Annotated in this window: 19 protein-coding genes; 6 read left to right on the forward strand and 13 right to left on the reverse strand. The window is 62.1% G+C overall.

Translation table 11 applies throughout. The annotated features are described in order from the left end of the window. Positions 1-88: 88 nt before the first annotated feature. The 6 genes from M3I54_RS09685 to M3I54_RS09710 all read right to left on the reverse strand — a co-directional run bounded on the left by M3I54_RS09685 (position 89) and on the right by M3I54_RS09710 (position 7,346). The gene (locus tag M3I54_RS09685; RefSeq protein ID WP_254335132.1) at positions 89-1,426 is read right to left on the reverse strand and encodes a GH1 family beta-glucosidase; all 1,338 of its coding nucleotides are present in this window, start codon (positions 1,424-1,426) and stop codon (positions 89-91) included. A 79-nt stretch (positions 1,427-1,505) separates the two neighbouring features. Next, the gene (locus M3I54_RS09690; RefSeq protein WP_133183959.1) at positions 1,506-2,336 is read right to left on the reverse strand and encodes a carbohydrate ABC transporter permease; all 831 of its coding nucleotides are present in this window, start codon (positions 2,334-2,336) and stop codon (positions 1,506-1,508) included. Beyond that, on the reverse strand, positions 2,333-3,358 hold the full coding sequence (locus M3I54_RS09695; protein WP_254335134.1) for a carbohydrate ABC transporter permease: 1,026 nt from the start codon (positions 3,356-3,358) through the stop codon (positions 2,333-2,335). Before M3I54_RS09695 ends, M3I54_RS09690 begins: the two co-directional genes overlap by 4 nt. 106 nt (positions 3,359-3,464) lie before the next feature. Next, entirely contained in the window at positions 3,465-4,712 is a 1,248-nt protein-coding gene (locus tag M3I54_RS09700; RefSeq protein ID WP_254335136.1) for an ABC transporter substrate-binding protein, read from the reverse strand. A gap of 174 nt (positions 4,713-4,886) precedes the next feature. After that, positions 4,887-5,978 (reverse strand): LacI family DNA-binding transcriptional regulator, encoded by a 1,092-nt coding sequence (locus M3I54_RS09705; RefSeq protein WP_254335138.1) that lies wholly within the window; start codon positions 5,976-5,978, stop codon positions 4,887-4,889. Positions 5,979-6,191: 213 nt separating this feature from the next. Then, positions 6,192-7,346, reverse strand: a complete 1,155-nt coding sequence (locus M3I54_RS09710) for a porin (RefSeq protein ID WP_254335140.1) — start codon at positions 7,344-7,346, stop codon at positions 6,192-6,194. Between the two features lie 861 nt (positions 7,347-8,207). On the opposite strand from M3I54_RS09710, the gene M3I54_RS09715 reads away from it, so the two are divergent. After that, positions 8,208-8,501, forward strand: coding sequence for a BON domain-containing protein (locus M3I54_RS09715; RefSeq protein WP_254335142.1), 294 nt, complete (start codon positions 8,208-8,210; stop codon positions 8,499-8,501). A gap of 38 nt (positions 8,502-8,539) precedes the next feature. On the opposite strand, the gene M3I54_RS44825 is transcribed toward M3I54_RS09715, so the two are convergent. Both M3I54_RS44825 and M3I54_RS09720 read right to left on the reverse strand, forming a co-directional pair. Further along, positions 8,540-8,671 carry a hypothetical protein gene (locus M3I54_RS44825; protein WP_302058904.1) on the reverse strand — a complete coding sequence of 44 codons (132 nt, stop codon included), beginning with the start codon at positions 8,669-8,671 and terminating at the stop codon, positions 8,540-8,542. A 117-nt stretch (positions 8,672-8,788) separates the two neighbouring features. After that, on the reverse strand, positions 8,789-9,022 hold the full coding sequence (locus M3I54_RS09720) for a hypothetical protein (RefSeq protein ID WP_254335144.1): 234 nt from the start codon (positions 9,020-9,022) through the stop codon (positions 8,789-8,791). A 339-nt stretch (positions 9,023-9,361) separates the two neighbouring features. Between M3I54_RS09720 and M3I54_RS09725 the strand changes: the two genes are divergently transcribed. Then, entirely contained in the window at positions 9,362-9,835 is a 474-nt protein-coding gene (locus M3I54_RS09725; protein WP_254335146.1) for a YMGG-like glycine zipper-containing protein, read from the forward strand. 109 nt (positions 9,836-9,944) lie between these two features. On the opposite strand, the gene M3I54_RS09730 is transcribed toward M3I54_RS09725, so the two are convergent. From M3I54_RS09730 to M3I54_RS09745, 4 genes are all read right to left on the reverse strand, one after another. Continuing rightward, entirely contained in the window at positions 9,945-10,514 is a 570-nt protein-coding gene (locus tag M3I54_RS09730) for a hypothetical protein (RefSeq protein ID WP_254335148.1), read from the reverse strand. Positions 10,515-10,718: 204 nt separating this feature from the next. After that, positions 10,719-11,351: a hypothetical protein gene (locus M3I54_RS09735; protein ID WP_254335150.1), complete on the reverse strand. Its 633-nt coding sequence runs from the start codon at positions 11,349-11,351 to the stop codon at positions 10,719-10,721. A gap of 23 nt (positions 11,352-11,374) precedes the next feature. Then, positions 11,375-11,773 carry a 2-oxoglutarate dehydrogenase gene (locus M3I54_RS09740; RefSeq protein ID WP_375542120.1) on the reverse strand — a complete coding sequence of 133 codons (399 nt, stop codon included), beginning with the start codon at positions 11,771-11,773 and terminating at the stop codon, positions 11,375-11,377. Between the two features lie 84 nt (positions 11,774-11,857). Beyond that, positions 11,858-13,681 (reverse strand): peptidase S10, encoded by a 1,824-nt coding sequence (locus M3I54_RS09745; RefSeq protein ID WP_254335152.1) that lies wholly within the window; start codon positions 13,679-13,681, stop codon positions 11,858-11,860. Between the two features lie 854 nt (positions 13,682-14,535). Here M3I54_RS09745 and M3I54_RS09750 point away from each other — a divergent pair. The 3 genes from M3I54_RS09750 to M3I54_RS09760 all read left to right on the forward strand — a co-directional run bounded on the left by M3I54_RS09750 (position 14,536) and on the right by M3I54_RS09760 (position 19,203). Further along, on the forward strand, positions 14,536-15,681 hold the full coding sequence (locus tag M3I54_RS09750; RefSeq protein ID WP_254335155.1) for a zinc ribbon domain-containing protein: 1,146 nt from the start codon (positions 14,536-14,538) through the stop codon (positions 15,679-15,681). Positions 15,682-15,741: 60 nt separating this feature from the next. After that, positions 15,742-16,842, forward strand: coding sequence for a TAXI family TRAP transporter solute-binding subunit (locus M3I54_RS09755; protein WP_254335157.1), 1,101 nt, complete (start codon positions 15,742-15,744; stop codon positions 16,840-16,842). Positions 16,843-17,076: 234 nt separating this feature from the next. Further along, on the forward strand, positions 17,077-19,203 hold the full coding sequence (locus M3I54_RS09760) for a D-(-)-3-hydroxybutyrate oligomer hydrolase (RefSeq protein ID WP_254335159.1): 2,127 nt from the start codon (positions 17,077-17,079) through the stop codon (positions 19,201-19,203). 30 nt (positions 19,204-19,233) lie between these two features. Here the strand turns inward: M3I54_RS09760 and M3I54_RS09765 are convergent, their stop codons facing one another. Further along, complete coding sequence (locus M3I54_RS09765) at positions 19,234-20,112, reverse strand: LysR family transcriptional regulator (protein ID WP_254335161.1); 879 nt, start codon at positions 20,110-20,112, stop codon at positions 19,234-19,236. A 159-nt stretch (positions 20,113-20,271) separates the two neighbouring features. Between M3I54_RS09765 and M3I54_RS09770 the strand changes: the two genes are divergently transcribed. Continuing rightward, entirely contained in the window at positions 20,272-21,741 is a 1,470-nt protein-coding gene (locus tag M3I54_RS09770) for an MFS transporter (RefSeq protein ID WP_254335162.1), read from the forward strand. Positions 21,742-21,833: the final 92 nt, after the last annotated feature.

Below are 21,833 nucleotides of genomic sequence, written 5' to 3' on the forward strand. Positions count from 1 at the left end.
CCTCCTTAGTGCTCTTGCTTGTCGTCCCGCGCGAGGTTGGGGTGTCTTCCTTCTTCGCGCGGGCTACGGTGCTGTCTGTGTGGCCGCGTTAGCGCGCTGTCTCGGCGGCAGCGTGCTCCGCGATGACCTCGCTATACCAGTGTGCGCTGTCCTTCAGCGTGCGCTTCTGGGTCTCGTAGTCGACATACACCATGCCGAAGCGCTTGTCGTAACCGGACGCCCATTCGAAGTTGTCCAGCATGCTCCATGCGAAATAGCCCGCCACATCCACACCCTGTTGTGCGGCATCGGACAGCGCGGCAAGGTGCAGATCGAGGAAGTGGATGCGGTCGGTGTCCTGCACGCGGCCGTTTTCGAGCACGTCTTTCGACGCGCAGCCGTTCTCGGTGATATAGATCGGCGGCAGCTGGTACTCGGCATTGAGTTTCGTGAGCAACTCGGTCAGGCCTTCCGGATAGACTTCCCAATCCATGTCCGTGAAGCCGTGCACGCCCGGCGGACGCCTGTCGCCCGAAGCGCTCGCGAAAATTCGCGTGTAGTAGTTGATTCCCAGGAAGTCGAGCGGCGTGCCGATGATGTCGAAGTCGCCTTCGCGAATCACCTCTTGCGGGCCGTTCGCCCCATACCATTGCAACGCTTCGGCCGGATATTCGCCCTTGAAGATCGGGTCCATGTACCAGCGCACGAACTTCGCGTATTCGAGCGATGCGGCAGCGAGATCTTCAGGCGCGTCGGTCGCGCCGTGTGCCGGCGACTGGTTGAGCACGATGCCAAGGGGCGCCTTCACGCCATCGGCGCGCATGGCCTGAACGGCAAGGCCGTGCGAAAGCAGCAGATGATGCGCCACGTGCGCCGCTTTCTTCAGGTCGGCGTTGCCCGGCGCAAAGTAGCCCGTTGCGTTGCCGAGCCATGCGGTACACCAGGGCTCGTTGTGCGTGGCGATCGAAGCCACGCGGTCGCCCAGCACGCTGCCGATTTTGCGAGCGTAGTCGGCGAAATGATAAGCCGTGTCACGGCTTTCCCAGCCGTGTTGCTCCGTCTGCAACGCTTGCGGCAAGTCCCAGTGATACAGCGTCGCGAACGGCTGGATGCCGCGCTCGAGCAAGCCGTCGACCAGACGCTCGTAGAACGCGAGGCCCTTTTCGTTGAACGCGCCGCGACCATCCGGCTGCACGCGCGGCCACGCAATCGAAAAACGATAGGCATTGACGCCCATTTTCGCCATCAGATCGAGATCCTCTTCGACGCGATGGTAGTGATCACAGGCCACGTCGCCGCTCTCGCCTTTCACGACCTTGCCGGGCACGCGGCAGAACGTGTCCCAGATCGATTCGCCACGGCCGTCCTCATGGGCTGCGCCTTCGATCTGATACGAGCTGGTGGCCACGCCCCAAACGAAGTCTTCCTTGAATCGAAACGTCGACATAACTATAGGTATCCTGATTAATCGTGTCCGCTTTGGCATGTATTTTACGTAAGCGGGCATGAAATGAATGAAGAGAAACTCAGGCCTTGACCGCGCCGGTCGTCAAACCGTCGATCAAGCGCCTCGAGGTGAAAGCGAACAGCACCAGCAACGGCACCACGGCGACCGCGGAGCCGGCCATCACCGCGCCCCAGTCTGAATTAGTGGGGCTTTGCAAAATGCGCAGCGCGAGGGGCAGCGTGTACATCGAAGGCGAGCGCAGCACCACGAGCGCCGAGAGAAAGTTGTTCCAGGCCTGAATGAAGCTGATGAGCCCGAGCGTGCCCAGCGCCGGCCCGAGCAGCGGCAGCACGATGCTCCAGTAAATGCGGAACTCGCCGCAGCCGTCGATGCGCGCCGCCTCGATCAGGTCGGATGGAATGGCCGACGAGATGTACTGCCGCATGAGGAACACGCCGAGCGCGGCAGCCGCTCCGGGCACATACAGCGCGCGCGGCTGATTGATCCAGCCGAGCAGGTTCATCGTCATGAAGGTCGGAATCATGCTGAGGAACGGAGGCACCAGCATGGCCGTGAGCGCAACGGCAAAGAGCGTCTTCTTGAAGCGGAACTCATACATCGCGAATGCGTAACCGGCCATCGAGGTGACGAGCAGCGTCAGGACGGTCTGGATCGTGGCCGTGTAGAAACTCCAGCCCAGATTGCGCCAGAACGGAATGTGACGCATGAGCGACGCCATGTTATCGAGAAACGCGTTGCCGAACCACAGCGGCGGCGGCATCGAGAAAATCTCGGAACTCGTGTGCGTGGCGAAGACGAACATGAACCAGAACGGCGAGAACATCAGCACCGCGCCCGCCAGCACAACGGCGTAACCCGTATAACGCGCCTTGTTTTTCGACAGTTTCATGGCTGTGCCTCATCTTTCATGCCGCTGCGGTGGAAAATGCGCGTGTTGAGCCACATCAGCGCGGAAATCGTGATAAAGAGCAGCCACGCAATCGAACTGGCCGTGCCGAAGTCGCCGTCGTGGAATGCCGTGCGATACATGTAGACCGCCGTGGTCAGACCGGACTGGCTCGTCCCCATGCCTTCGTTCGGGAGCAGGATGAAAGGCTCTTCGAACAGCTGCAGCCCACCGATGATCGAAAGCGTGACCGCGAAGAAGATCATCGGTTTGAGAAGCGGAATCGTGATGCGCGTGAACTGCTGCCAGCCATTGGCGCCGTCAATGCGCGCCGCTTCGTAAATGTCCTTCGGAATGGTCTGCAGCGCGGACAGATAAAGCACCGTATTCCAGCCCACATAGCGCCAGAAGACGACCACGGAAACCGCCGGTTTCACATTCGCCGGGTTATACAGCCACTCGATCGGTTTCGAAGGCACGATCCAGTGCAGCCCCGGAATCTTGCCGATTTCGGTAATGGCGAGATTGATCATTCCGAAGTCGGTCGAATACAGCGACGAAAAAATCAGCGCGATCGCCACGCTCGACGTGATGAAGGGCAGAAAATACAGCCCGACCACGAAATTGCGCCAGCGGCGAAATGCGGTTTGGAGAAAGAACGCCAGCGGCAGTGCAATGAGGTGTTGCGGCACGCCGGACATGACCGCCATCGAAGCCGTGTTGTAAAGCGATTTCCAGTACCAGGGGTCAGTCAGCGTGAACGTGAAGTTCGACAGGCCCACCCACTTCATGCTCGCCAGGCCCGCTGTCGCGTCCCAGCTCTGGAACGAGAGATACAGCGAGAACAGCAGCGGAAATGCCAGGAACACGGCGAACAGCAGGAAAAACGGCGCGAGAAACAGATAGGGCGCGAACTTGACCGGATTGAGCCGCGGTCTTCCACGAGCGTGGGCGAGCGGCGCAAGCGTATCGCGCACGAGTCCTTCCCGGGAGACCTGTTCAGTTGTCGGCAGAGGAGAGTTCATCGATAATTCCGTCCATTCGGGCGTGGCCGGCCTGGGTGACCGGCCACGCTGTTGCAGCGGGCTTCAGAGCGCGGCGGTGTACGCCGCGCCGTTTCATCAAAACCGCTTAACGGCGGATACGATGCGTGATCTCAGCCTGTGCTTCCTGCAGCGCCTGATGGATGTCCTCGTTGCTGTCGACCACCTTGTCGAGCGCCGAGTGGACCGCCTCTTCGGCAACCTGGTCATACTTGCTGCGCTGGATCGCCGGGATATGCGAGGCCGCATCACGCCAGATCAGGCGAGCCTTCTCGTTGCCGAGGAACGCCACGGGCTGCGCAAAGAAGTCGTCGTGCTGCGCGGAAAGCAGCGCCGGGAAGGCGTCGATCGAGCGGAACGAAGCGAGCTGCTCGTCCGGACGCGTCGTCAGGAACTTGATGAACTCCCACGACAGTTGCTTTTGCGTGGCCTTCACCGGAATCGACCAGAACGTGCCGCCGAAAGAGGCATAAGCGCCGTCGGGCAGATTCGTTGCGCGCCAGAGACCCTTCGTATCCGGTGCGATCCAGGACGAGAGATGGCCGCCGAGCCATGCGCCCATCATTTGCGTGGCGACCGTACCGCGCTTGAAGCTTTCGGCCCATTCGTTCGACCACGGCGTGATCTTCGCGTCGAGACCGAGATCGCGTGCCTTCTTCGCCAGCTCGAATGCCTTCACGAAGCGCGGCGACGTCACGACCGGATTGCCGGCCTTGTCGAAGTAGACGCCGTCGCCTTCCTTCAGGTCGGCGCGAATATAGATGTCTTCGATATCGCGCGACGACGCCATCAGGTACGCACCCGTCGCCTTCTTGATCTTCTGCCCGGCCGCGAGATACGAGTCCCACGACTTGGTCAGGTCGGCTTCGGTCACGCCCGCCTTGTCGAGAATGTCCTTGCGATAGAACAGCGTGCCCGGGCCGATATCGCCCGGCATGCCGACAATCTGGCCGTCCTGCGTGGTAGCCTGCGCGAACGTGTAGTTGATGAACTGGCTCTTGTACTGACCGGCGTTATAAGGCGGCTTGGCCAGGTTTTCGAGACCGCCGCCTGCGGCGAAGCGGCCAATGAAGCCGACTTCGACGGCCATCACGTCGGGCAGGTCAGAACTCGTTGCGAGCGCGGTGGTCATCGCGTTGTGGTGATCGGCGATCGCAAGCGACGACACCTTGATGTCGACGTCCGGATGCAGCTTCTTCCACGCGGGAATCGCGTCCTTGATTTCCTGATCGAGCTTTGGAAAAACCGCGACAGACAGCGTGGTGTTGGCATGCGCAGCCACTGTAGCCAGGCTGAGCAAAACGGCAGCGGCAGCGCCTGAAAAACGGAAATTCATTACATGTCTCCTGGTGAAACGTTTGTGAGTGACGTTCAAATGCTCCCCTGCTGCTACGAACTACTTCCCCTGTTGTATTGATTCGCAATGCTTGACGACCTGCCTGCCGCGCCCTGTTGTTTGAAAGCGCTTTCACCGCAAAATTAAAAAAACGGCCCGATGTGGACACACACGTTATGCACCCGTGTCTCCCCGGCTCAACGACGGCCCGATTCGACGCGTCGTTTCGCGCGTCACCAGCGTGAGCGGAATGGGGCTCAGCGCGATGGGCTGCTTGCGGATCATCTGCACGATGCCTTGCGCGGCGAGACGGCCGATCTCATAGGTCGGCTGGCGCACCGTCGTCAAAGGCGGTGTCATGTACGAAGAAGTCGGCAGATCGTCGAAGCCGACCAGCGACACATCCTCGGGCACGCGCACGCCGCGGCGGAACATCGCCAGACGCGCGCCGTACGCGGTCTGGTCGTTCGCGCAGAACACCGCGCTCAACGACGGCCGGCGCACCAACAGCCGCTCCATTGCTGCGAGTCCGCCTGTTTCAAGGTAATCGCCCTGCTCGACCAGGTCGGCGTCGAAGCCTATACCCGCTTCTTCCAGTGCGATGCGGTAACCGTCGAGACGCTCGATCGCGTCCTCGTGACTGCTCGGGCCGGCAATAAACGCGATTTCGCGGTGGCCCTGCTCGATCAGATGGCGAGTCGCGTCGCGTGCGCCGTGCAGGTTGTCGATCGGCAGGCCTGCTAGCGCCATGCCGTTTTGCACCGAGCGCCCAAGCACGAGCATGGGCGCGTAGCGCGAGTATTCGGTGAGCGTCGGTTCGTCGAGTTGGGCGTGCAACAGAATGATGCCGTCCACACGGCGCGCGACGAATTCTTCGAGGCGGGCCTTTTCGTCGACGACATTCCAGCGGCTGCTCACGAAAATCGGTGTGAAGCCCGGCTCGGAAAGCGCCTCTTCGATACCGCGCAGCCACTCGGCGTAAAACGGGCTCGATACGGCCTGCGTCAGGACGCCGATGGTTTCTGTCCGGCCGCTCGCAAGACTGCGCGCCAGCACGTTGGGACGATAATTGAACCGCGCGATCGCCTCTTCCACCGCGCGCTGCTTTTCGGGGAGAACACGCGCGGTGCCGTTCAGGATGCGCGACACCGTGCTCGGAGACACACCGGCTGCACGCGCAATTTCTTCCAGCGTCACGTTGGGACCCGGAGTGGGTCCACTCTGGACACTGGGCGCGCCGGGTGCTTCGTTGGTGCCATCGGTCATGAGTTCCGCCTGAACATTTTCATGAAAGCGCTTTCAAATTCCGTAAAAAGCGTTTCCAGATACGAATTCGAAGTGACTAAGAGAAAAACCCGCAGAAAAAGCAGCCGGTGCGACCAGGGTGGAGGAGAGATCGCACCGGCCTCTCTATGAAAGAGAATTAAGCAGTACCTAACACAAAGAGATCACAACAACTACAGGTCACACGAAGTCAAATCAGAACATATGCATGATGCCCGCGAACACGCCGGTCTGGCTGTGACCGTAGTTCGGGTTGTCGTTCGACGACGTGCCCGTCGTCGCGTCGAAGTTGTTGTTGCCGTACGAACCGTTGCCGAGGTTGATGTTCGACGTCGAGCTGTTGTGCACGTAGCCGGCTTCCGCGTACAGGAACGTGCGCTTCGAGAGGTTGTACGTCGTGCCGAGCGTGAACAGCGTGGCGTTGCCGTTGCCGTTGTTCGCGTTCGCGTGGAACACGGCAGCCGTGATCGCCGAAGCGTCGTTTACCTGCCAGCCAGCGCCGATCCATTCGTGGTCCACCGTCGTCGGTGCGCGCACGCCAGCCGGCTGCGACGCATCGGTCACGCCCATGCTTGCGTTGGTGGCGCTCGGTGCGCTCAGGTGCTGGTAGCCGGCATAAATCTTCACCGGACCGATCACGTACGTGCCGCCGGCGAGAATCGAGCGCGAAGCCGAATACACGTTGTTGAACGAACCGTCTGCGCCGCGAACTTCGTCATAGATCACGCGGAAGTCGCCACTGCCCCACGTATAGATGCCTTCGATCGCGTTCGTGCGGCCCTGGCCAGTCGGCACGCCCTGCGCGTTGACCGGCGCCGAGTTCCAGCTCGTGTTGTTGGTCAGCGAATACTGGCCCTTGAACACGAGACCGCCGAACAGCGTGGGCGAATCATATTCGGCGCCGTTGGACGTGCTCGTCCAGTTACGGCCGCGCACCAGCGTCGAGATAGCGTAACGCTGCATCAGCTGCGGGTCCGCGCCCCAGCTGTCCTGCGCAAGTTCGCCCGCGCCGAGGTTACCCATCTTGAACAGACCGAAGCGGTCGTTGCTGAAGCCCACCGTGGCGTGACGACCGAACAGGTTGCCCGCCGAGGCGCCCGTCATCGTATTGAGCTGACCTTCCAACTGGAACACCGCCTTCGTCCCGCCGCCGAGATCTTCCGAACCCAGCAGGCCGAACCAGGAGCAACCCCAGTCGCCGCTCTGTGCCGAGAACTTGTTGCCGCCCGGCAGGCCGGTTTCATACTGCACGCCGTTGTCGATACGGCCATACAGCGTGACGCTGCTCTGCGCGTGCGCCATCGTCGTCGCAGCTGCCATCACCGACAAAGCAATAAGCTTCTTTTTCATTAGATATCCTATATATATTTTGGCGTCTCCAAACCGCGCAGGTCGCGTGCGCTCTACACGTTCCCTACCAGGCTGCCTCACTGAAATGTTCCAAATCACATTTCGAGGCGATTATAGGGACGCCCCTGCCCCGTGTATCGAACCGGCAGTCCAGGGAAAACGCTGTTACCGATAACAGTTGCGCGCCGCCCGGCCCCGGAGTAGACCCCTGCTTTGTGACCATCCCGTTATGGTCACAAAGCGCGCAAATCCGTTTGCGGTCGTGAGGGAAAATATGCGCGGCGAGGGAAATGTACCGAACACCCGTGCTACTTCGGCCAAATCGCGCTTGACAGCGCTTTCAAACGCCACGCTCTGATGTTGTGAAGTTGCAACGACAAAACGAGAATTTTTCGCCCGTTGCGTCCGCAGCGTTCCAGATCTGCTGATAGCGCTGTCACCAGCAAGCCTGGGTAATAGCGACTATGATCAACGTATACCCTGCCGGGCAACGAGTTGAGATTCTCCGGTAAGCACGCTCAGCGCGGGACTGTGAATGCATCCCGCGGGCTTTCCGGCTTCAGACCATAGCGCCACGCAAAACCCCGCGCCTCGACTCCCGCTGTTCCCCGCCACGTCGCACGCGCGACGTCCCGTCCGAACGCAATGCACCAGCACGCACCAGCGCAACTTTCGCCGGGCGACGGCACTGCCGTTCCATGCCCGGCTGGCAAAACCCTCGACGCACCATTGCGGTGATCAGTACGCCGCGCACTGCGCGGGCTGGTTTGCCCTCTGACTTCCGCGGCCCTGCGTTGAAGAGGACCGGAAGACTTGCTGCCGGAGTTGACCGGCACTTCTGCCACACTGCAAGGAGGTATCGTGAAAGCCATCATCACTTCCACGCTCGCATTGCTGATTTCCAGCGCCATGGTGCCGGCCGTTAAGGCTCAAACCGACTCGGGCGCAAGCAACCCGCAACTGGCGCACAACGTCCGGGTCGCTTTCGCGCGCAATGGGGTCAACACTTCTCATGTATTTGTCTTTGCTCGAGGAAGCACCGTCACGCTGCTCGGATGGGTAGACGCGCACGAACAGGTCGCGCTGGCCGAGCGCACCGCGGCTTCGGTCGAAGGCGTGCAATCGGTGGACAGTTGGCTTGCGCGTGGACGCTGAAATGCGCGAGCTTGAATGAAACGGCGCGCGCACGAAGTTTATTTCGTACGCGCCCGCTCAGGGTCCTCCTGGGCATGCGCGAGGATGAACCGGTAACCGGATTCGAGTGCGTGGTCTTCGAACGCGCAGACCAGTTCGATGAAGAACGAATTGGTCAGGTCGGGAACCACGAAATCAATCGACGTGGAGCGGCAACTGCGAAATTCGGCGGCCAGACTGTTGCGCCGGTAGTCGAACTTGCGGGCCGCTTCCCAGACCTGGCGCTACCGTCGGTGAAAGAGCGAGGACTAGCGGTAATTCACGAAGTTGATGATGTCGTTGAGGAACCACGGAAGAATCAGTTGCGTGTCGGGATCGCTAACGCCCACGGTGAGCCTCGGCCGCTTCGAGGTGGGTGCACCGGGCTTTGCGCCATCGGGGATGTGCAGCATGTAGGTGTCCGTGTCGGCAGCGGGCGGCGGCGATGAGGCACAACCGGCAAGAAGCAAGACGAGGAACGCTGCGCAGCGCAAGCGCTTCATGATAGGCAATCTCCAGCCGGGTGATCTTGAGAACCCCAAGCGTACCATTGGCCACGCCGCAATCGCGCGGAGCCGTGCACACACCTTGCTTGCCTGACAGTCAATCAATAGCCGAATTGAGTTGCGCAAGAACCAGAATATTTGTCGCATGCCATCTCCCTGCTTTACGCAAAAGCCGATACATCAAATGCGGCCGCGACCCGCGATCTTCGGCTTCGTTTTGCCCTCCATTGACACGCATCAACGGGAACAACGCTTATTGATCCAACTACCTACGCTATCGAATGAGCACGAGATATTCTCTGCCGACTTATCCAGGCCACTATGGGAAAAGTTTCCATGAGAATCAATCGCATTGCTTTTATTCCTGCCGCAATACTGATCGCGGGAACGGCACTTCCGGTACTTGCGCAGCAAACCGTCGTGTACCCGTCGAAAGGCCAAAGCGCCCAGCAGCAAAGTTCCGATGAAGGTGCTTGCTATGCGTGGGCAAAACAGAAAACGGGCATTGACCCAGCGGTCGTGGCAAACGCTGCGCCGCAAACTCAAGCGCCGAATGGCCAACGCGTCCGGGGCGCCGCCGGAGGCGCGGCCATTGGTGCCGCCGCTGGTGCGATCGGCGGCGACGCCGGCCACGGCGCGGCCATCGGCGCCGTGGCCGGCACGGTTGCTGGGGGCGTAGCGCACCGGCGCCAGGGGCGTGCCGCGGCGGCGCAGAACGCACAGATGGAATCGGCGCAACAACAGGCGCTCGCTAGCTATCGCCAGGCGTGGGATGCTTGCATGCAGGGCCGGGGCTACTCGCTGCGCTAAGCGCTAACGATATCGAAGAGAGACGAAGCGAAGAATCGCGACGATGGAAAGACCACGTTGCACGAAGCGAATACGTGCAACGCGGCCCTCCCGAAAGCAAGAGGCGCGCTCAACGGAAGCCGTAAATGAGTACCTTCTTCCCTTCGAATTGCTCCTGCACACCTTGATCGCAATTCGGCGGGCACGTCGTGCCGTCGGCGGTCGGCCCGGACGACGGCGAATACGCTTTGTAGACAACGGATTCAATGAGCGTCCCGTCGTCGGAGACCACGATTTGCAGGTCGGTCTCCACGCCGGCCGGCACCGGGCCGCCACTGCCATAAACCAGTTTCATGATCCCCGTGCAATCGGAGTTCACGGTGTAGGTGCCGCTCTGATACGGATTGAAGGCAGTCTGGCCGCCTTTCGGCAAGCCATTGATCATGCCGAAGTCGGTGCGTGTGAATTTACCTGAGCCGTCGAATGTCACTATGGCGACGTCATCGAGTGTCGACGGTGAGGCAAACGAGTGCAGCTTGTTGTTGCTATCCAGCAAGCCAAGAATTTCACCATGACCGTGAAATCCGTAAGCTCCCCTTAACGTTGCGTTCGAACAAAGGCCGCCGGCCTGCGCGGCGCTACTGAGCGAGAGAAGTGCAAAGGCTGTTACCGACAAAATTCTTGAATGCTTGAGCTTCATGGTCATCTCCTTGTCACCGTATCAGGCGCCTGGATTCGCAACGCGCAGCGGGCCAAATCAGTCGTCGACGGAGGCCCTGGCTCGTGCCGGTGAGCGATCCGCTTCCTAAGCCTATGGAACCGCGCACGCTTGCGCCTCCATCATTTGGTGGAGAGAGCGAACAGGTGGAGATTTCGTGTGCAGGCAAATTCGATGAGAAAGGCGTTACGGCTTCACTGCGTAGCGCACCAGTTCGATTGCGTTCGTCGCGGGCGCGCCCCTTCCGGCCAAACGGCCCTGAAACTCTTCACGCACCACGCGCTTGACACTCGGGGCATACCAGAGCGTCTCCTCCATCGGGCCGCCGCCCGGGCCGTACTGCGGCTGCCAAACACCGCTCATCGTGATCTTGATCGCGGAGAAAGCGCCCGCCTTCGTCTCGACCGTTTCCACGCCGTCCACTTCACATTGGGCTCGGCGCTGCACCCTCATGCCTGAAGGGGCGGTGGCCATGCAGTCTGCCTCATAGCGCTCGCCGGCTCGCAGCGGAAAATGCAGCGCGATCCCGCAGGCACGCGCGTCAGCGCCGTTGGGAATCACATTGGCTTCGGAGGTAAGTTCCAGACGCCCGCCGCCAGGGCCGATCAGCAGCGATGCACTGCCGTCGGCATGGACGGACGTCACGGTTTGCGTAAAGGTTCGACTCTTACCGGACAACGGGTCGGACCGCTCGAAGGTCCAGCTATCCCCCACCTCGTAGTGCGGTGCATCTTGAGGCAGCACGATGGAAGCGGCGTCGAGCGCGAAACTGGCGGGAGCGCCTGGCCCCGCCGCCAGCACGCTCACGACGCCGATCACTGCAGCGCGACAGACCTGCGGCCTCATTGGCCCTGTTTCTGCAGATATTGCCGCACGTCGCTCATCGACACCCGGCCCGTATGCGCCGTGTCGATCTGGTCGAAATGCTGCGCGATATACCCCAGCCCGCTGCTTTGCGCCTGAGCTTTCGTGATCGAAGCACCGTTGCTCAATGCGGAATTCGCGCCCAGCCGAGCCTCCACCCGCTGTTGCGCCTGTTGCTGCAATTGCGTACCGGTGGAGGGTGTGAGCGGCGCTGGCCGGCTCGACGGGAAAAATGGGCCATCCACACCGTGGCCGCCCTTCGGAAGTTGAACGGGCGCCACAGCCTGCGTTGCCGCCTGGGCATTGCCTGTCGTGACCGCAGCAACCGCGCAAAGCATGAGCGGCACAACCCACCACAGCTTTTTGAATGTAGACATGATCGCTCGCCTTCAATGAGTGAGGAGCGGGCCTCAAGCGACTATCGATTATCGACGCTCGACGAAAGACCCCGGCCTGTGAGGTTATTGGCCCGCTGCAGCGACTGCCGTGGAAGTCGGCGTACCCGCGGGACTCTCGTCGGGCCACGGCTGCGGAAGCGTCCAGAGCGAAAGCGCCAGTGGTATGGGTTGACCACCATAGTAGCTCACGAGATCGGCCTTCATCTTCGGGCGTGCCACGTCGTCCAGATAAATCATGTGTCCGCCCTGGAAGAAGTTGACCTGCAGGTTCGGGCTCAAACCGGCCACCGTTTGCAGACGCGCAAGCTGCTTCTCCGTATTGAAGAACGGCGTAGCGAGATCGTGATAGCCGTTCTCTGATAGCACCTTCAGCTGCGGATTGAGCTGGATCGCGCCGAGCAGGTCGGGCAGCGTATCGGGCAGCGGCTGGCCGTCGTGCGAGAAGTCCCACACCTCGATGATGTTGTCGTTCAATGGCATGTACGTCGCATTCGGCGCCGTGTAGCCGAGATAGTCTGGCATTTGCGTTGCGAGTGCTGTCGTGAACGGCTGCGAGATAAGGATGTCCGATGGGTCGCCGTCGCTCTGCAAGCGCGGATCCGAATTCGGCAACGATACGCGCCCGTCGTAACGACCGATGGTCGTGCCTGGGATCAGTTCATTATTGAACGGATTTACGTTGAAGTAACCGTTGAGCGCCTGCAATGTGAGGCTCGAAGGCCAGCGCCACGAATCCAATGTTTTCTCGGGCGGAAAGACTGGCTTGCCGAGCGCGTCGGGAATGCCGAGTTGGCTCAGCACCCACGATTGCGCATATTTCCGGAAATGCCGGTACTCGCCCGTCGCGAAGATCTCCGACTGCAACGCAAAGAGGCCTTGATCGATCAATGGCGGCGAAACCAGATTGAAGTAGGCGGCCACCTCGGCATAGCCGGGGTAATACCCCGCGAGTGTATCGGTATCGAGCAGCAAACCAGCCGTCGAATCCGTGATGGCGGTCGCCTCGATCGCATCGGCAAAGTAGTTCAGGATGGACGACTGAAGCACGATGCCGGTCAATTGCACGCCCGCCGCTTCGAGCGCGAGCGCAAGCATGTCGGTGCGCGGCGTGCCATACGATTCGCCGTAGAGATAGATCGGCGAACTACTGCGGTTGTTCACTGCCAGATAGCGTTTGATGAAATCGCGCATCACGTTCACGTCTGGATCGCAGCCCCAAAACTTCTGGTTCGTGTTCGGCAGAATGGCCTCCGAAAGGCCCGTGCCCGGCGGGTCGATGAACACCATGTCCGTCGTATCGATCAGGCTCTCTGCATTGTTGACGAGCGGAAAGTTCGGCCAGTTGGTGAGCAGCGGATCGGGGGTGGCGACGCGCGTTGGCGCAAACGAGCCGAGACGCAACCAGATCGACGACGAACCAGGTCCGCCGTTATAGACAAACGTCACTGGCCGCGGCGAACCGTTCGTGCCCGGCGCGGTATAGGCGACATACGACATCGTCGCCTCCGGATTGCCGTTTGCGTCCGAGGCGGTCAGGTGGCCGGTTGTCGTCGTGTAGTTGATAGTCGTTTTGCCCGAGGTCCACTGGTAATGCATGATCGCGGCTTTTTCGGCGACCTGCGACCCAGCAAGGCCATCAGTGGCGTTCGGCGAGTATGCGATCGGGTCCGTATAGGGCTGGTTGGCGTTTGGCGAGTTTGGCGTTTGCGCGGCGGCTTTCGCGCTTGCCGAAACCTGATTCAGCGCGCTCGCCGCAGACGAGGATGGGCTGCTATCGCCGCCGCCGCAACCCGCAAGCACCAGCACGCCAATAGCGATTGCGGCTGCATGGCGCAGTTGGCTCCGACTGCGGCTCAAGCCCACGCTGGGTTTACTGTCCGGATGCATTGTTATACCCCTTCGAATGATAACGTCACACTACGCGGGGGCCGCGTTTACCGGTAATAACGCCTTGAAAAAAGCGTCGAAATTCAAATGCAATTACCAGCATGAAGCGGCTGACATTCAACTTTCCATTCCTGACAAAGTCGATTCAATTTGAGCGCTATTTATCTACTATGGATACCTAAATAACCCATAGAGCATGAGGCGAAAACGTTGAATTTCGCCGAGCTTATTTCGCTGGAAATATTTGGTAATTAAGGATGGCAGAGGAAAAATAGGAGGCGTCGCAGTGCTTTGTCAAGGGATAGTTTTGGAACCTATGCGCGGTGATTCGTTGCATACGCAGCAATTGCATCGAGCGTGAAACGGCCGCGTGCATGCGGGTCGGCGATGCGAGATCTCGTTGCAACGCGGCCGTAAGCGAAGGGAGAAGTGGAAGCTCGACAACGCCCCACAGGTTGTTTAGATGATTGTAATCCGTGGCTTGCGCGGGCCGGCCAACGTACCCAATTGGGGCCATACTTCTCGCTCGATGCGGGGCCGGGAAGAAGCGCGCCCGGTCATTTAGCTACTCTTATAAATAAAAGCGGCACGCACCCGGAACATGCCTGCACGGTAAAAAGTTCCACAACTCGATCTTTACCAGAACGCAGCCATCACGCATATGTGTGCTGGGCAACAACGGAGATTGACGCGCTGTGCGAAATCAACCATATTTTGACCAGACGGCTGCGCTCGGTCCGGCCCCGTCGATTTCCTGCGCATGCAGATCGTGAGTTCCGCGAGGCATAGCCCATCGCTTCAACGACGATTCTGAGCATGCCGAAATGGCATCGCCATAACGGTGGGACGACATCATGTCCGCTCAGATTGGTCGCGACCAGAATTTCCCTGCAGCGTGCAAGCGTTGCGGCGGACTGCTGTACGAGAACTTCGAATTCTGCCCTTACTGCGGCACGGATTGTCCGCTCGACAAAATTTCGCTGGGCACCCATCCGAAAGCCACGTTGACACCCCTCGGCGCCACGGCGGCGGCGCCTCCAGCACCCGCGGCCGCGAAGCTCGCGCAGGCGGTCGTGCCCGCGTCCGACGGGCCGTCACTGGACACCGGCTACCAGCCCGCCGCGCAGCAAGCCGTGGCACTTGCACACGGGTTGCGGTTTTCGCACATGGGTCAATGGATCTTTCCCAGGGGCCTATTCGTTATCGCATTCATACTTGCGTTCGCGTACGGCACGTATCTGCTGTTCGGCACGAACCGCCAGCGGGAGGGCACAGCCAGCGAAGAGACCCTGCACTCTTCGGGCGGTTCTGTTTCGACCAATGCGTCTGCGCAACAGACCGATGAGACGCCCCCCGCTGCCGGCAAGCAGACCAGTGCGCAGCCGCAATCGCCCCCGCCGAATGCGCACGCCGCGCCGCAATTCGCGGACGTGGCCGACGGTCTGCGTGTCGCGCGTACCAGCCTTGCGGAAAACAACCTGTTCGACGCGAAGGCCGCGGCCAATGCCGTGCTCGCGCGCGACGGGGGCAACGAGGAAGCACGCGCGATACAAAGCGATATCGCGGCGCGCGAGCAACGGCGCGATAGCGCGTTGCAAAACGCGGACCGCTGTGTCGCGCAGCGCGCCTGGGCCTGCGTGCAGCAACAGGCTTCGGAAGCACTTGCGATCGACTCGAGCAGTCAAGCCGCGCAATCGTTGCTGGAGCGCGCCATCGTATCGACGGCATGGAAGCCGCTCAGCCCACCCAATGGCGCCCCACAAGTGAACGCGACACCGCCCATGCCGCACGGCGCGAACACCGTGCGGCTGCCGTCGTCGCAGGATTGGAACGCGAGCGCATCGCCGCCCCCACTGCCCGGCGCGATGAACGCCCCGAACGCGGCGAACGCGGCGAACGTCGCCAGCCCCGCCAGCGGCGACAACAGCGTCGACGCACGAGAGCGCGCGATCGTGCAAAACGGCTGGAAGCAGACCGCGCCGCCTGCCGCCACGCATTGAACAGGATTCCAAAATATATCGCAGTCTGCCGTACAACGTGACCAAGGCGGGAGAGAGACCATGCTGAAAACGATTCTAGCGGGAGTGGCGGCGCTGATCGCCCTGCTTTGTTCGGCGCTCGCCGTCGCCGCCGAGGTAGACGCGCACTACCGGATCGTGACCGGCCCGGAGCGCGGCACGTACATTCAGATCGGCCAGGACCTGGCGAAATGGGTCGCGCAGCCGGCGGGCATCGACCTCGAAGTGATCCCATCGAAAGGCTCGGCCGAAAACGTGCAGCGCATGCGCTTCGAGCCCGGCGTGAAGCTCGCGCTCGTGCAGTCCGACGTTTACCAGGCCTACGTCGACATGGCCAATGCCGGCAACGAAGAGGCTGGCACATTGATCCGCCCGCTGCGGCTCATCATGCCGCTCTATGACGAAGAGATTTACTTCGTGGTGCGTAACGACTCGCCGATGAAGATGATCAATGAGATCAAGGACAAGGTGATCAGCGTCGGCCTGATCGGCAGCGGCACCGCGCAGTCGGCAACCACGCTGTACCGTCTCATGTTCGGCCAGCCGATTCCCGAGCAGAACGTGCAGCACCTGAGCAACGAAGACGCGCTGGCCGCGCTCATCGTCAAGAAGATCGACGTCGCGATCATTGTCGCCGGGCAACCCGCCAAGCTCTTTACCGACATGAACCCCGAGTTGCTGCAGCAGATCCGCTTCCTGCGCGTCGACCCGAACGCGCCGGAAACTGCGCGGGCAAAGCAAACCTACTATCCCGCGACGATCCACGTATCGAGCTACCCGAACTGGCTCAAAGAAGACGTGCCGACGTGGACGGTCAAGGCTTTTCTCGTCACTTACGACTACAACCTGCGCGATACGGTCGGCAACCTGAAGCGCTTTGCCGATTCACTCTGCGAGAACTTCGACAACCTGCAGGAGCACGGCCATCCGAAGTGGAAGCAGGTGAAGCTCGAACTACCGGGCCTCGGCAAAGGCTGGCAATACTATCAGCCCGTTGAGCGACGTCTGAAGGCGTGTTTCGCGCATCGCGCCGCGTTGCAGGCCACCGCGGGTTCGAACGCGGCGCAAGGCGCCGCAGCGACGCAAAAAGTCGATGGGCGGCCATGCTCGGATCAGGAGCGCTTGCTCCTGCTTTGCAAATAGTCCCGCAAGGAATCCGCCAGCGGAACGCGATCCCCAACGCGCGTGAACAGCAAGCAAGTGGGCCCTTCCAACGCCGGTACGACGTGGAAGGTGATCCCCTTGCGCCCGCATGCAATCTCTCCTGGTATCTGCTTTCAGGATGTCCTAATGTCCATGGGTGCCGTGATGCCGGCACGTCGACACGGTCTTCCCGATGCAGTGCGTCCTACCCTAACAACAAACAAGGAAACACCCATGAGAGATACCCCGTTCGCAGTCCGGCGTAAAACGGCACGGCTCAGTGCCGCGATCGCCATAGCAGGCGCGGCGCTCGTGCCCGGCGCCCACGCTGCCGGGAACGACGCCAATCACCCGGCAATCAACAGACTACCGTCGTTCGTCGTGGCGAGCAGTCTTCAAACCACTAGCTACGATGGAGTCAGCGACGATCTGTTGACCGCCGGGCTCGGCAAAACCGGGCTCGCCGGAGCGCAACCGACCATCGCGAACCCCGCGGCCCCAACGCCAGCGGAACTGCGCCGGCTCGCGATCTGGGCGAACTACCGCGCGCTCGTCGATATCAGCGCGAAGGGCGGCTATGGCCGCTTCTGGGGGCCTAACGTCGATCTTTACGGCAACGACACACTCGGTGAAGGAAAAATTGCCGGCACCGAATATCTCGCGTTTGCCGACGACGGCAGCGGCCGCCAGAACGTCAGCCTGCTCGTGCAGGTGCCAACCAGCTTCGATCCGGCGAACCCGTGCATCGTGACAGCCACGTCGTCGGGCTCGCGCGGCGTGTACGGCGCGGTCTCGGCGGCCGGCGAGTGGGGACTCAAGCGCGGCTGCGCGGTCGCCTATACCGACAAGGGCACGGGCAACGGCGCAGAAGAACTGATGAGCGGTCTCGTTACGTTGATCGATGGCCGCACGGCCGACGCCGCAACGGCTGGACGCACGAGCATTTTCACCGCGAACGTGCCAGCAGGCGCGCTCGCCGCCTACAACCAGAAGTTTCCGAACCGTTATGCGTTCAAGCACGCGCACTCGCAGTTGAACCCCGAAGCGGACTGGGGCAAGGACACGCTCGAAGCGGTCCAGTTCGCGTACTGGGTGCTCAACGAGCAATTCGCGACGCGCGCCGACGCATCGAATCGCGGCGTGCGCTACGCGCCCGGCGACATCACGACGATCGCGGCTTCCGTGAGCAACGGCGGCGGCGCGTCGCTCGCGGCAGCCGAAGAGGACACGGGCAAGTGGATCACGGCGGTCGTGGTCGGCGAACCGCAGATCAATGTGCGCATGCCGGGTGACGCGCAAGTCAGGGAAGGCGGTCAGCGGATTGCCGCGGCCGGCAAACCGCTGGCCGACTACATGACGCTCGCGAACCTGCTGCAACCCTGCGCCGCGCTCGCGGACACCGCCGCCGGCGCGCCCTATCTCACGGCGCTGCCCGTGGCGACCACAACCGCCATTCGCCAGGCACGCTGCACGTCGCTCGCGGCGGCAGGGTACATCCACGGTGGCGACACGCAGGCGCAGGCGAACGACGCGCTCGCACGCTTGCATGAGGCCGGCTATGAAGCGGACTCCGATCTGCTACACGCGCCGATGTGGGATTCCCAGGCCGTGCCGGCTGTTGCGGTGACCTACGCGGATGCCTACTCGAGGTCGAGCGTGCTCGACAATCTGTGCGGATTCAGCTTCGGCACGACGAACGCTTCGACGGGCGCCGCGGGCGTTACGCCCGCCGTCTCGCCAATGCTCACCCTCTTTGGCCTGGGCAACGGCGTGCCGCCGACCAACGGCGTCAATCTCGTCTACAACGTCACGCCGCCAGGCGGCGCCGACCATCGGCTCGCCACGCCCGATGCCAGCTTCGCGGGCGCGGCATGTCTGCGCGCGTTGTGGACGAAGGGCGATCCGCGCATGCGCCAGAGCGTCCAGGCGATCAGCGTGAACGCGAACCTGCACGGCAAGCCCGCGATCATCGTGCAAGGCCGCAGCGACGCGCTCGTGCCGATCAATCATGCTTCGCGCGCATATCTCGCGGCAAACAGCGAACGGGAAGGTTCGCGCAGCCACTTGTCGCTGTACGAGGTGATGAACGGGCAGCATTTCGATGCGTTCCTCGCCGTGCCGGGCTTCGATACGCACTTCGTGCCGGTGCACTACTACAACATCGCGGCGCTCAATCTGATGTGGAGTCACCTGAAGAACGGCACGCCGCTGCCGCCTTCCCAGGTCATCCGCACGATCCCGCGGGGCGGCAGCCCGGGCGCCGCGCCGCCGCTGGGTCTCGCGAACCTGCCGGCCATTGTGGAGAATCCGGGCAGCAATGCGATTCGCGCGAATGACGGCGTCGTGAACGTGCCGCATTGAGGCGCGAAGCACGCCGGCGCGGCACCCGCATCACACCAGCAGTTGCCGCGCCAGCACTTCCCTCGCTTGTGTCACGGCGTCCCGTTCGCCGGGATGCGGCGGCACGAGCGAGAACACCGCGTCGGGCAGGACCGGCAGCCGGTGCTTCGGGCCGAGCCGCACGAGGCCCTCGCCGATTGCCGATGCGCACAGGCATCCCACGCCCAGACCGGCTGCGAGCATGGACTGCAGCCCGGCCACGCCCGACGCGCTGTGAACGAGCACGTAGGGTATGTCGCTTTCTTCGAGCGAGCGCACCGCGACCTGGTGCATCATGCAGTCGCCCGGCAGCAGCACGAGCGGCAACGCTTGCGGCAACTGCTCGGCGAGCGTCGGCGACGCGACCCAGTAGAGCGGTTCGCGCAGCAACTCCCAGCGCGCGTCCGCGTCGGTGGCCGCAGGCCGGAACGGGCCGCTCGACAGGTGCATGACCACGCCGAGATCGACCTGCCGCTTCGCATACGCGACCTCGATATCGGCGCTCTTCATCGCGCTCACATGCAAGCTCAGCTGCGGATAGCAGTCGCGCAGCCGCACGAGCAAACCGGCCACCTCGTTGGTGCGGAAGTACTCGGTGATCGCCACGCGCAGCTCGCCCTTGATGGCCTGGCCGCGCACGTCGTCGAAGGCGGCTTCGTTGAGCGCCACGAGGCGCCGCGCATGTTCGAGCAGACGTGTGCCCGCGGGCGTAAGCTCCACGCCACGCTTGCTGCGCACGAAAAGCGGCATGCCCGCGCGCGCCTCGAGCTTGCGCACCTGCTCGCTGATCGTGGATTGCGAAAGATGCAGCAGCGGCGCCGCCGCCGAAAGGCTGCCCACGTTCGCCACGGCCGCGAACGTCTTCAACTGGTCGAATTCGAAGCCACGCATGACATTCCACATCCATCGAGTAACTCGATTGATAGTACCACCAATTCCCGCTTTTCCGTTAGATCGAGGTTGATCACAATGTCGACTAGACGCTCACGCTGCGCGTCCGCTGGATAGTGCAGCCTGACGAAATCCGGCCCTTTATCGCTGAGCACACTCATGTCTGACAATACGTACGCCGCCTGCGCCGTGGCGCCTCGCGCCGCCGCCGATGCCAGCCACGGCCATCACGGCTGGGCGCTGGTCGTTTTGCTGGTGGGCGCGATTCTGCCGCCGCTCGACTACTTCATCGTGAACCTGGCGCTGCCCGCCATCCGCGACGGACTTGGCGCAAACGCGTCCGAACTCCAGCTGGTCGTCTCGGCCTACGCGTGCGCGAATGCCGTCATGCTGATCACGGGCGGGCGCCTCGGCGACCTGTACGGCCGCAAGCGCATCTTCATGGTGGGCATGGCGGGGTTCGTCGTCGCCTCCACGTTCTGCGGCCTCGCCACCAGCGGCACGGCGCTCGTCGCCGGGCGCATCCTGCAAGGCCTGTTCGCCGCGACCCTCGCGCCGCAGGTGCTGGCCACGATCCGCAGCGTATTCACGCCGCACGAGCAGGTGCGCGTGATGGGGCTTTACGCCTTCGTTTTCGGCGTGGCCGCCGTGATCGGCCAGCTGGGCGGCGGCGCGCTCATCAGCCTGCACCCGTTCGGTCTGGGCTGGCGCGCGATCTTTCTCGTCAACCTGCCTATCGGCGTGTTCGCGCTCATCGGCAGCTGGCGCTTCATTCCAGAAAGCCGGCCGCCGCGCGGCAAGCACATCGACGTACCGGGCACCCTGCTGCTTTCGCTGTTTCTGCTGATGCTCGTTTATCCGCTCACGCGCGGGCGCGAGTCCGGCTGGCCGTTGTGGATGCTCGCCTGCCTCATCGGCTCGCTGCCCATGCTCGGTCTGCTGCTGCGCGTGGAGTGGCGCAGCCTCGTCAACGGCAAAGATCCCCTGCTCGACGTGCGCCTCTTCCGCAATCCGGTCATCGCGCTCGGCCTCGTGCTGGCGTTCCTCTTCTATACGATGAGCGCGTTCTTCCTGACCTACGGCATCTATCTGCAAGGCGGCCTGCATTGGACGCCGCTCGCTTCGGGACTCGCGATCCTGCCGTTCGGCATCGGTTTTCTTTCCAGCCCGCTGTTGATGCCGCGCCTCGTGCACCGGTTCGGCGGCTATCGCGTGCTGACGCTGGGCTTCGTGCTGCTCGCGAGCGGGCTCGCCATTGCGGCTGCGCTCGCGGGCGTTGCGGAGCCCGGCCCTGGGTTCTATCTGGGACTCGCGGCGATCGGCATAGGCCAGGGGCTCGTTTTGCCCTCCGTCGTGCGCATCGTGCTTGCCGAAGTGGAGCCCGAGCGCGCGGGCATCGCCTCGGGCATGGTCACGGCAACGCTGCAGATCGGCGCCGCCGTCGGTGCTGCAACGCTAGGCGGCCTGTTCTTCTCGAAGCTCGGCGTGGCGCCCGGCGTCACCGACTACGCGCATGCATTCAGGACGGCGATGTTCGCACTCGTCGCGATCCTGCTGCCTTGCGCGCTGCTCTCCACCGCGCTGGGACCGCTGCATCGACGCACACATGCGAACGATCCCCGCACGTAAGCCAATGCGAGAGCCAGGCGGATTCCCTGCGTACCCTGGCTAATGCGCGACGGCCTTGATCGTCAGCGCATTGTTGACCGACGCCACCCCGG

The organism is Paraburkholderia sp. CNPSo 3274, assembly GCF_024206475.1.
GTDB lineage: Bacteria > Pseudomonadota > Gammaproteobacteria > Burkholderiales > Burkholderiaceae > Paraburkholderia.

Bases quoted from the DNA above. Each gene is read 5' to 3' on its own strand.
- M3I54_RS09700 (WP_254335136.1), bottom strand. From the start codon at position 4,712: ATGAATTTCCGTTTTTCAGGCGCTGCCGCTGCCGTTTTGCTCAGCCTG.
- M3I54_RS09765 (WP_254335161.1), bottom strand. From the start codon at position 20,112: ATGCGTGGCTTCGAATTCGACCAGTTGAAGACGTTCGCGGCCGTGGCG.
- M3I54_RS09695 (WP_254335134.1), bottom strand. From the start codon at position 3,358: ATGAACTCTCCTCTGCCGACAACTGAACAGGTCTCCCGGGAAGGACTC.
- M3I54_RS09730 (WP_254335148.1), bottom strand. From the start codon at position 10,514: ATGAAGCTCAAGCATTCAAGAATTTTGTCGGTAACAGCCTTTGCACTT.
- M3I54_RS09705 (WP_254335138.1), bottom strand. From the start codon at position 5,978: ATGACCGATGGCACCAACGAAGCACCCGGCGCGCCCAGTGTCCAGAGT.
- M3I54_RS09750 (WP_254335155.1), top strand. From the start codon at position 14,536: ATGTCCGCTCAGATTGGTCGCGACCAGAATTTCCCTGCAGCGTGCAAG.
- M3I54_RS09710 (WP_254335140.1), bottom strand. From the start codon at position 7,346: ATGAAAAAGAAGCTTATTGCTTTGTCGGTGATGGCAGCTGCGACGACG.
- M3I54_RS09770 (WP_254335162.1), top strand. From the start codon at position 20,272: ATGTCTGACAATACGTACGCCGCCTGCGCCGTGGCGCCTCGCGCCGCC.
- M3I54_RS09745 (WP_254335152.1), bottom strand. From the start codon at position 13,681: ATGCATCCGGACAGTAAACCCAGCGTGGGCTTGAGCCGCAGTCGGAGC.
- M3I54_RS09755 (WP_254335157.1), top strand. From the start codon at position 15,742: ATGCTGAAAACGATTCTAGCGGGAGTGGCGGCGCTGATCGCCCTGCTT.
- M3I54_RS09760 (WP_254335159.1), top strand. From the start codon at position 17,077: ATGAGAGATACCCCGTTCGCAGTCCGGCGTAAAACGGCACGGCTCAGT.
- M3I54_RS09690 (WP_133183959.1), bottom strand. From the start codon at position 2,336: ATGAAACTGTCGAAAAACAAGGCGCGTTATACGGGTTACGCCGTTGTG.
- M3I54_RS09685 (WP_254335132.1), bottom strand. From the start codon at position 1,426: ATGTCGACGTTTCGATTCAAGGAAGACTTCGTTTGGGGCGTGGCCACC.
- M3I54_RS09720 (WP_254335144.1), bottom strand. From the start codon at position 9,022: ATGAAGCGCTTGCGCTGCGCAGCGTTCCTCGTCTTGCTTCTTGCCGGT.
- M3I54_RS09740 (WP_375542120.1), bottom strand. From the start codon at position 11,773: ATGTCTACATTCAAAAAGCTGTGGTGGGTTGTGCCGCTCATGCTTTGC.
- M3I54_RS09725 (WP_254335146.1), top strand. From the start codon at position 9,362: ATGAGAATCAATCGCATTGCTTTTATTCCTGCCGCAATACTGATCGCG.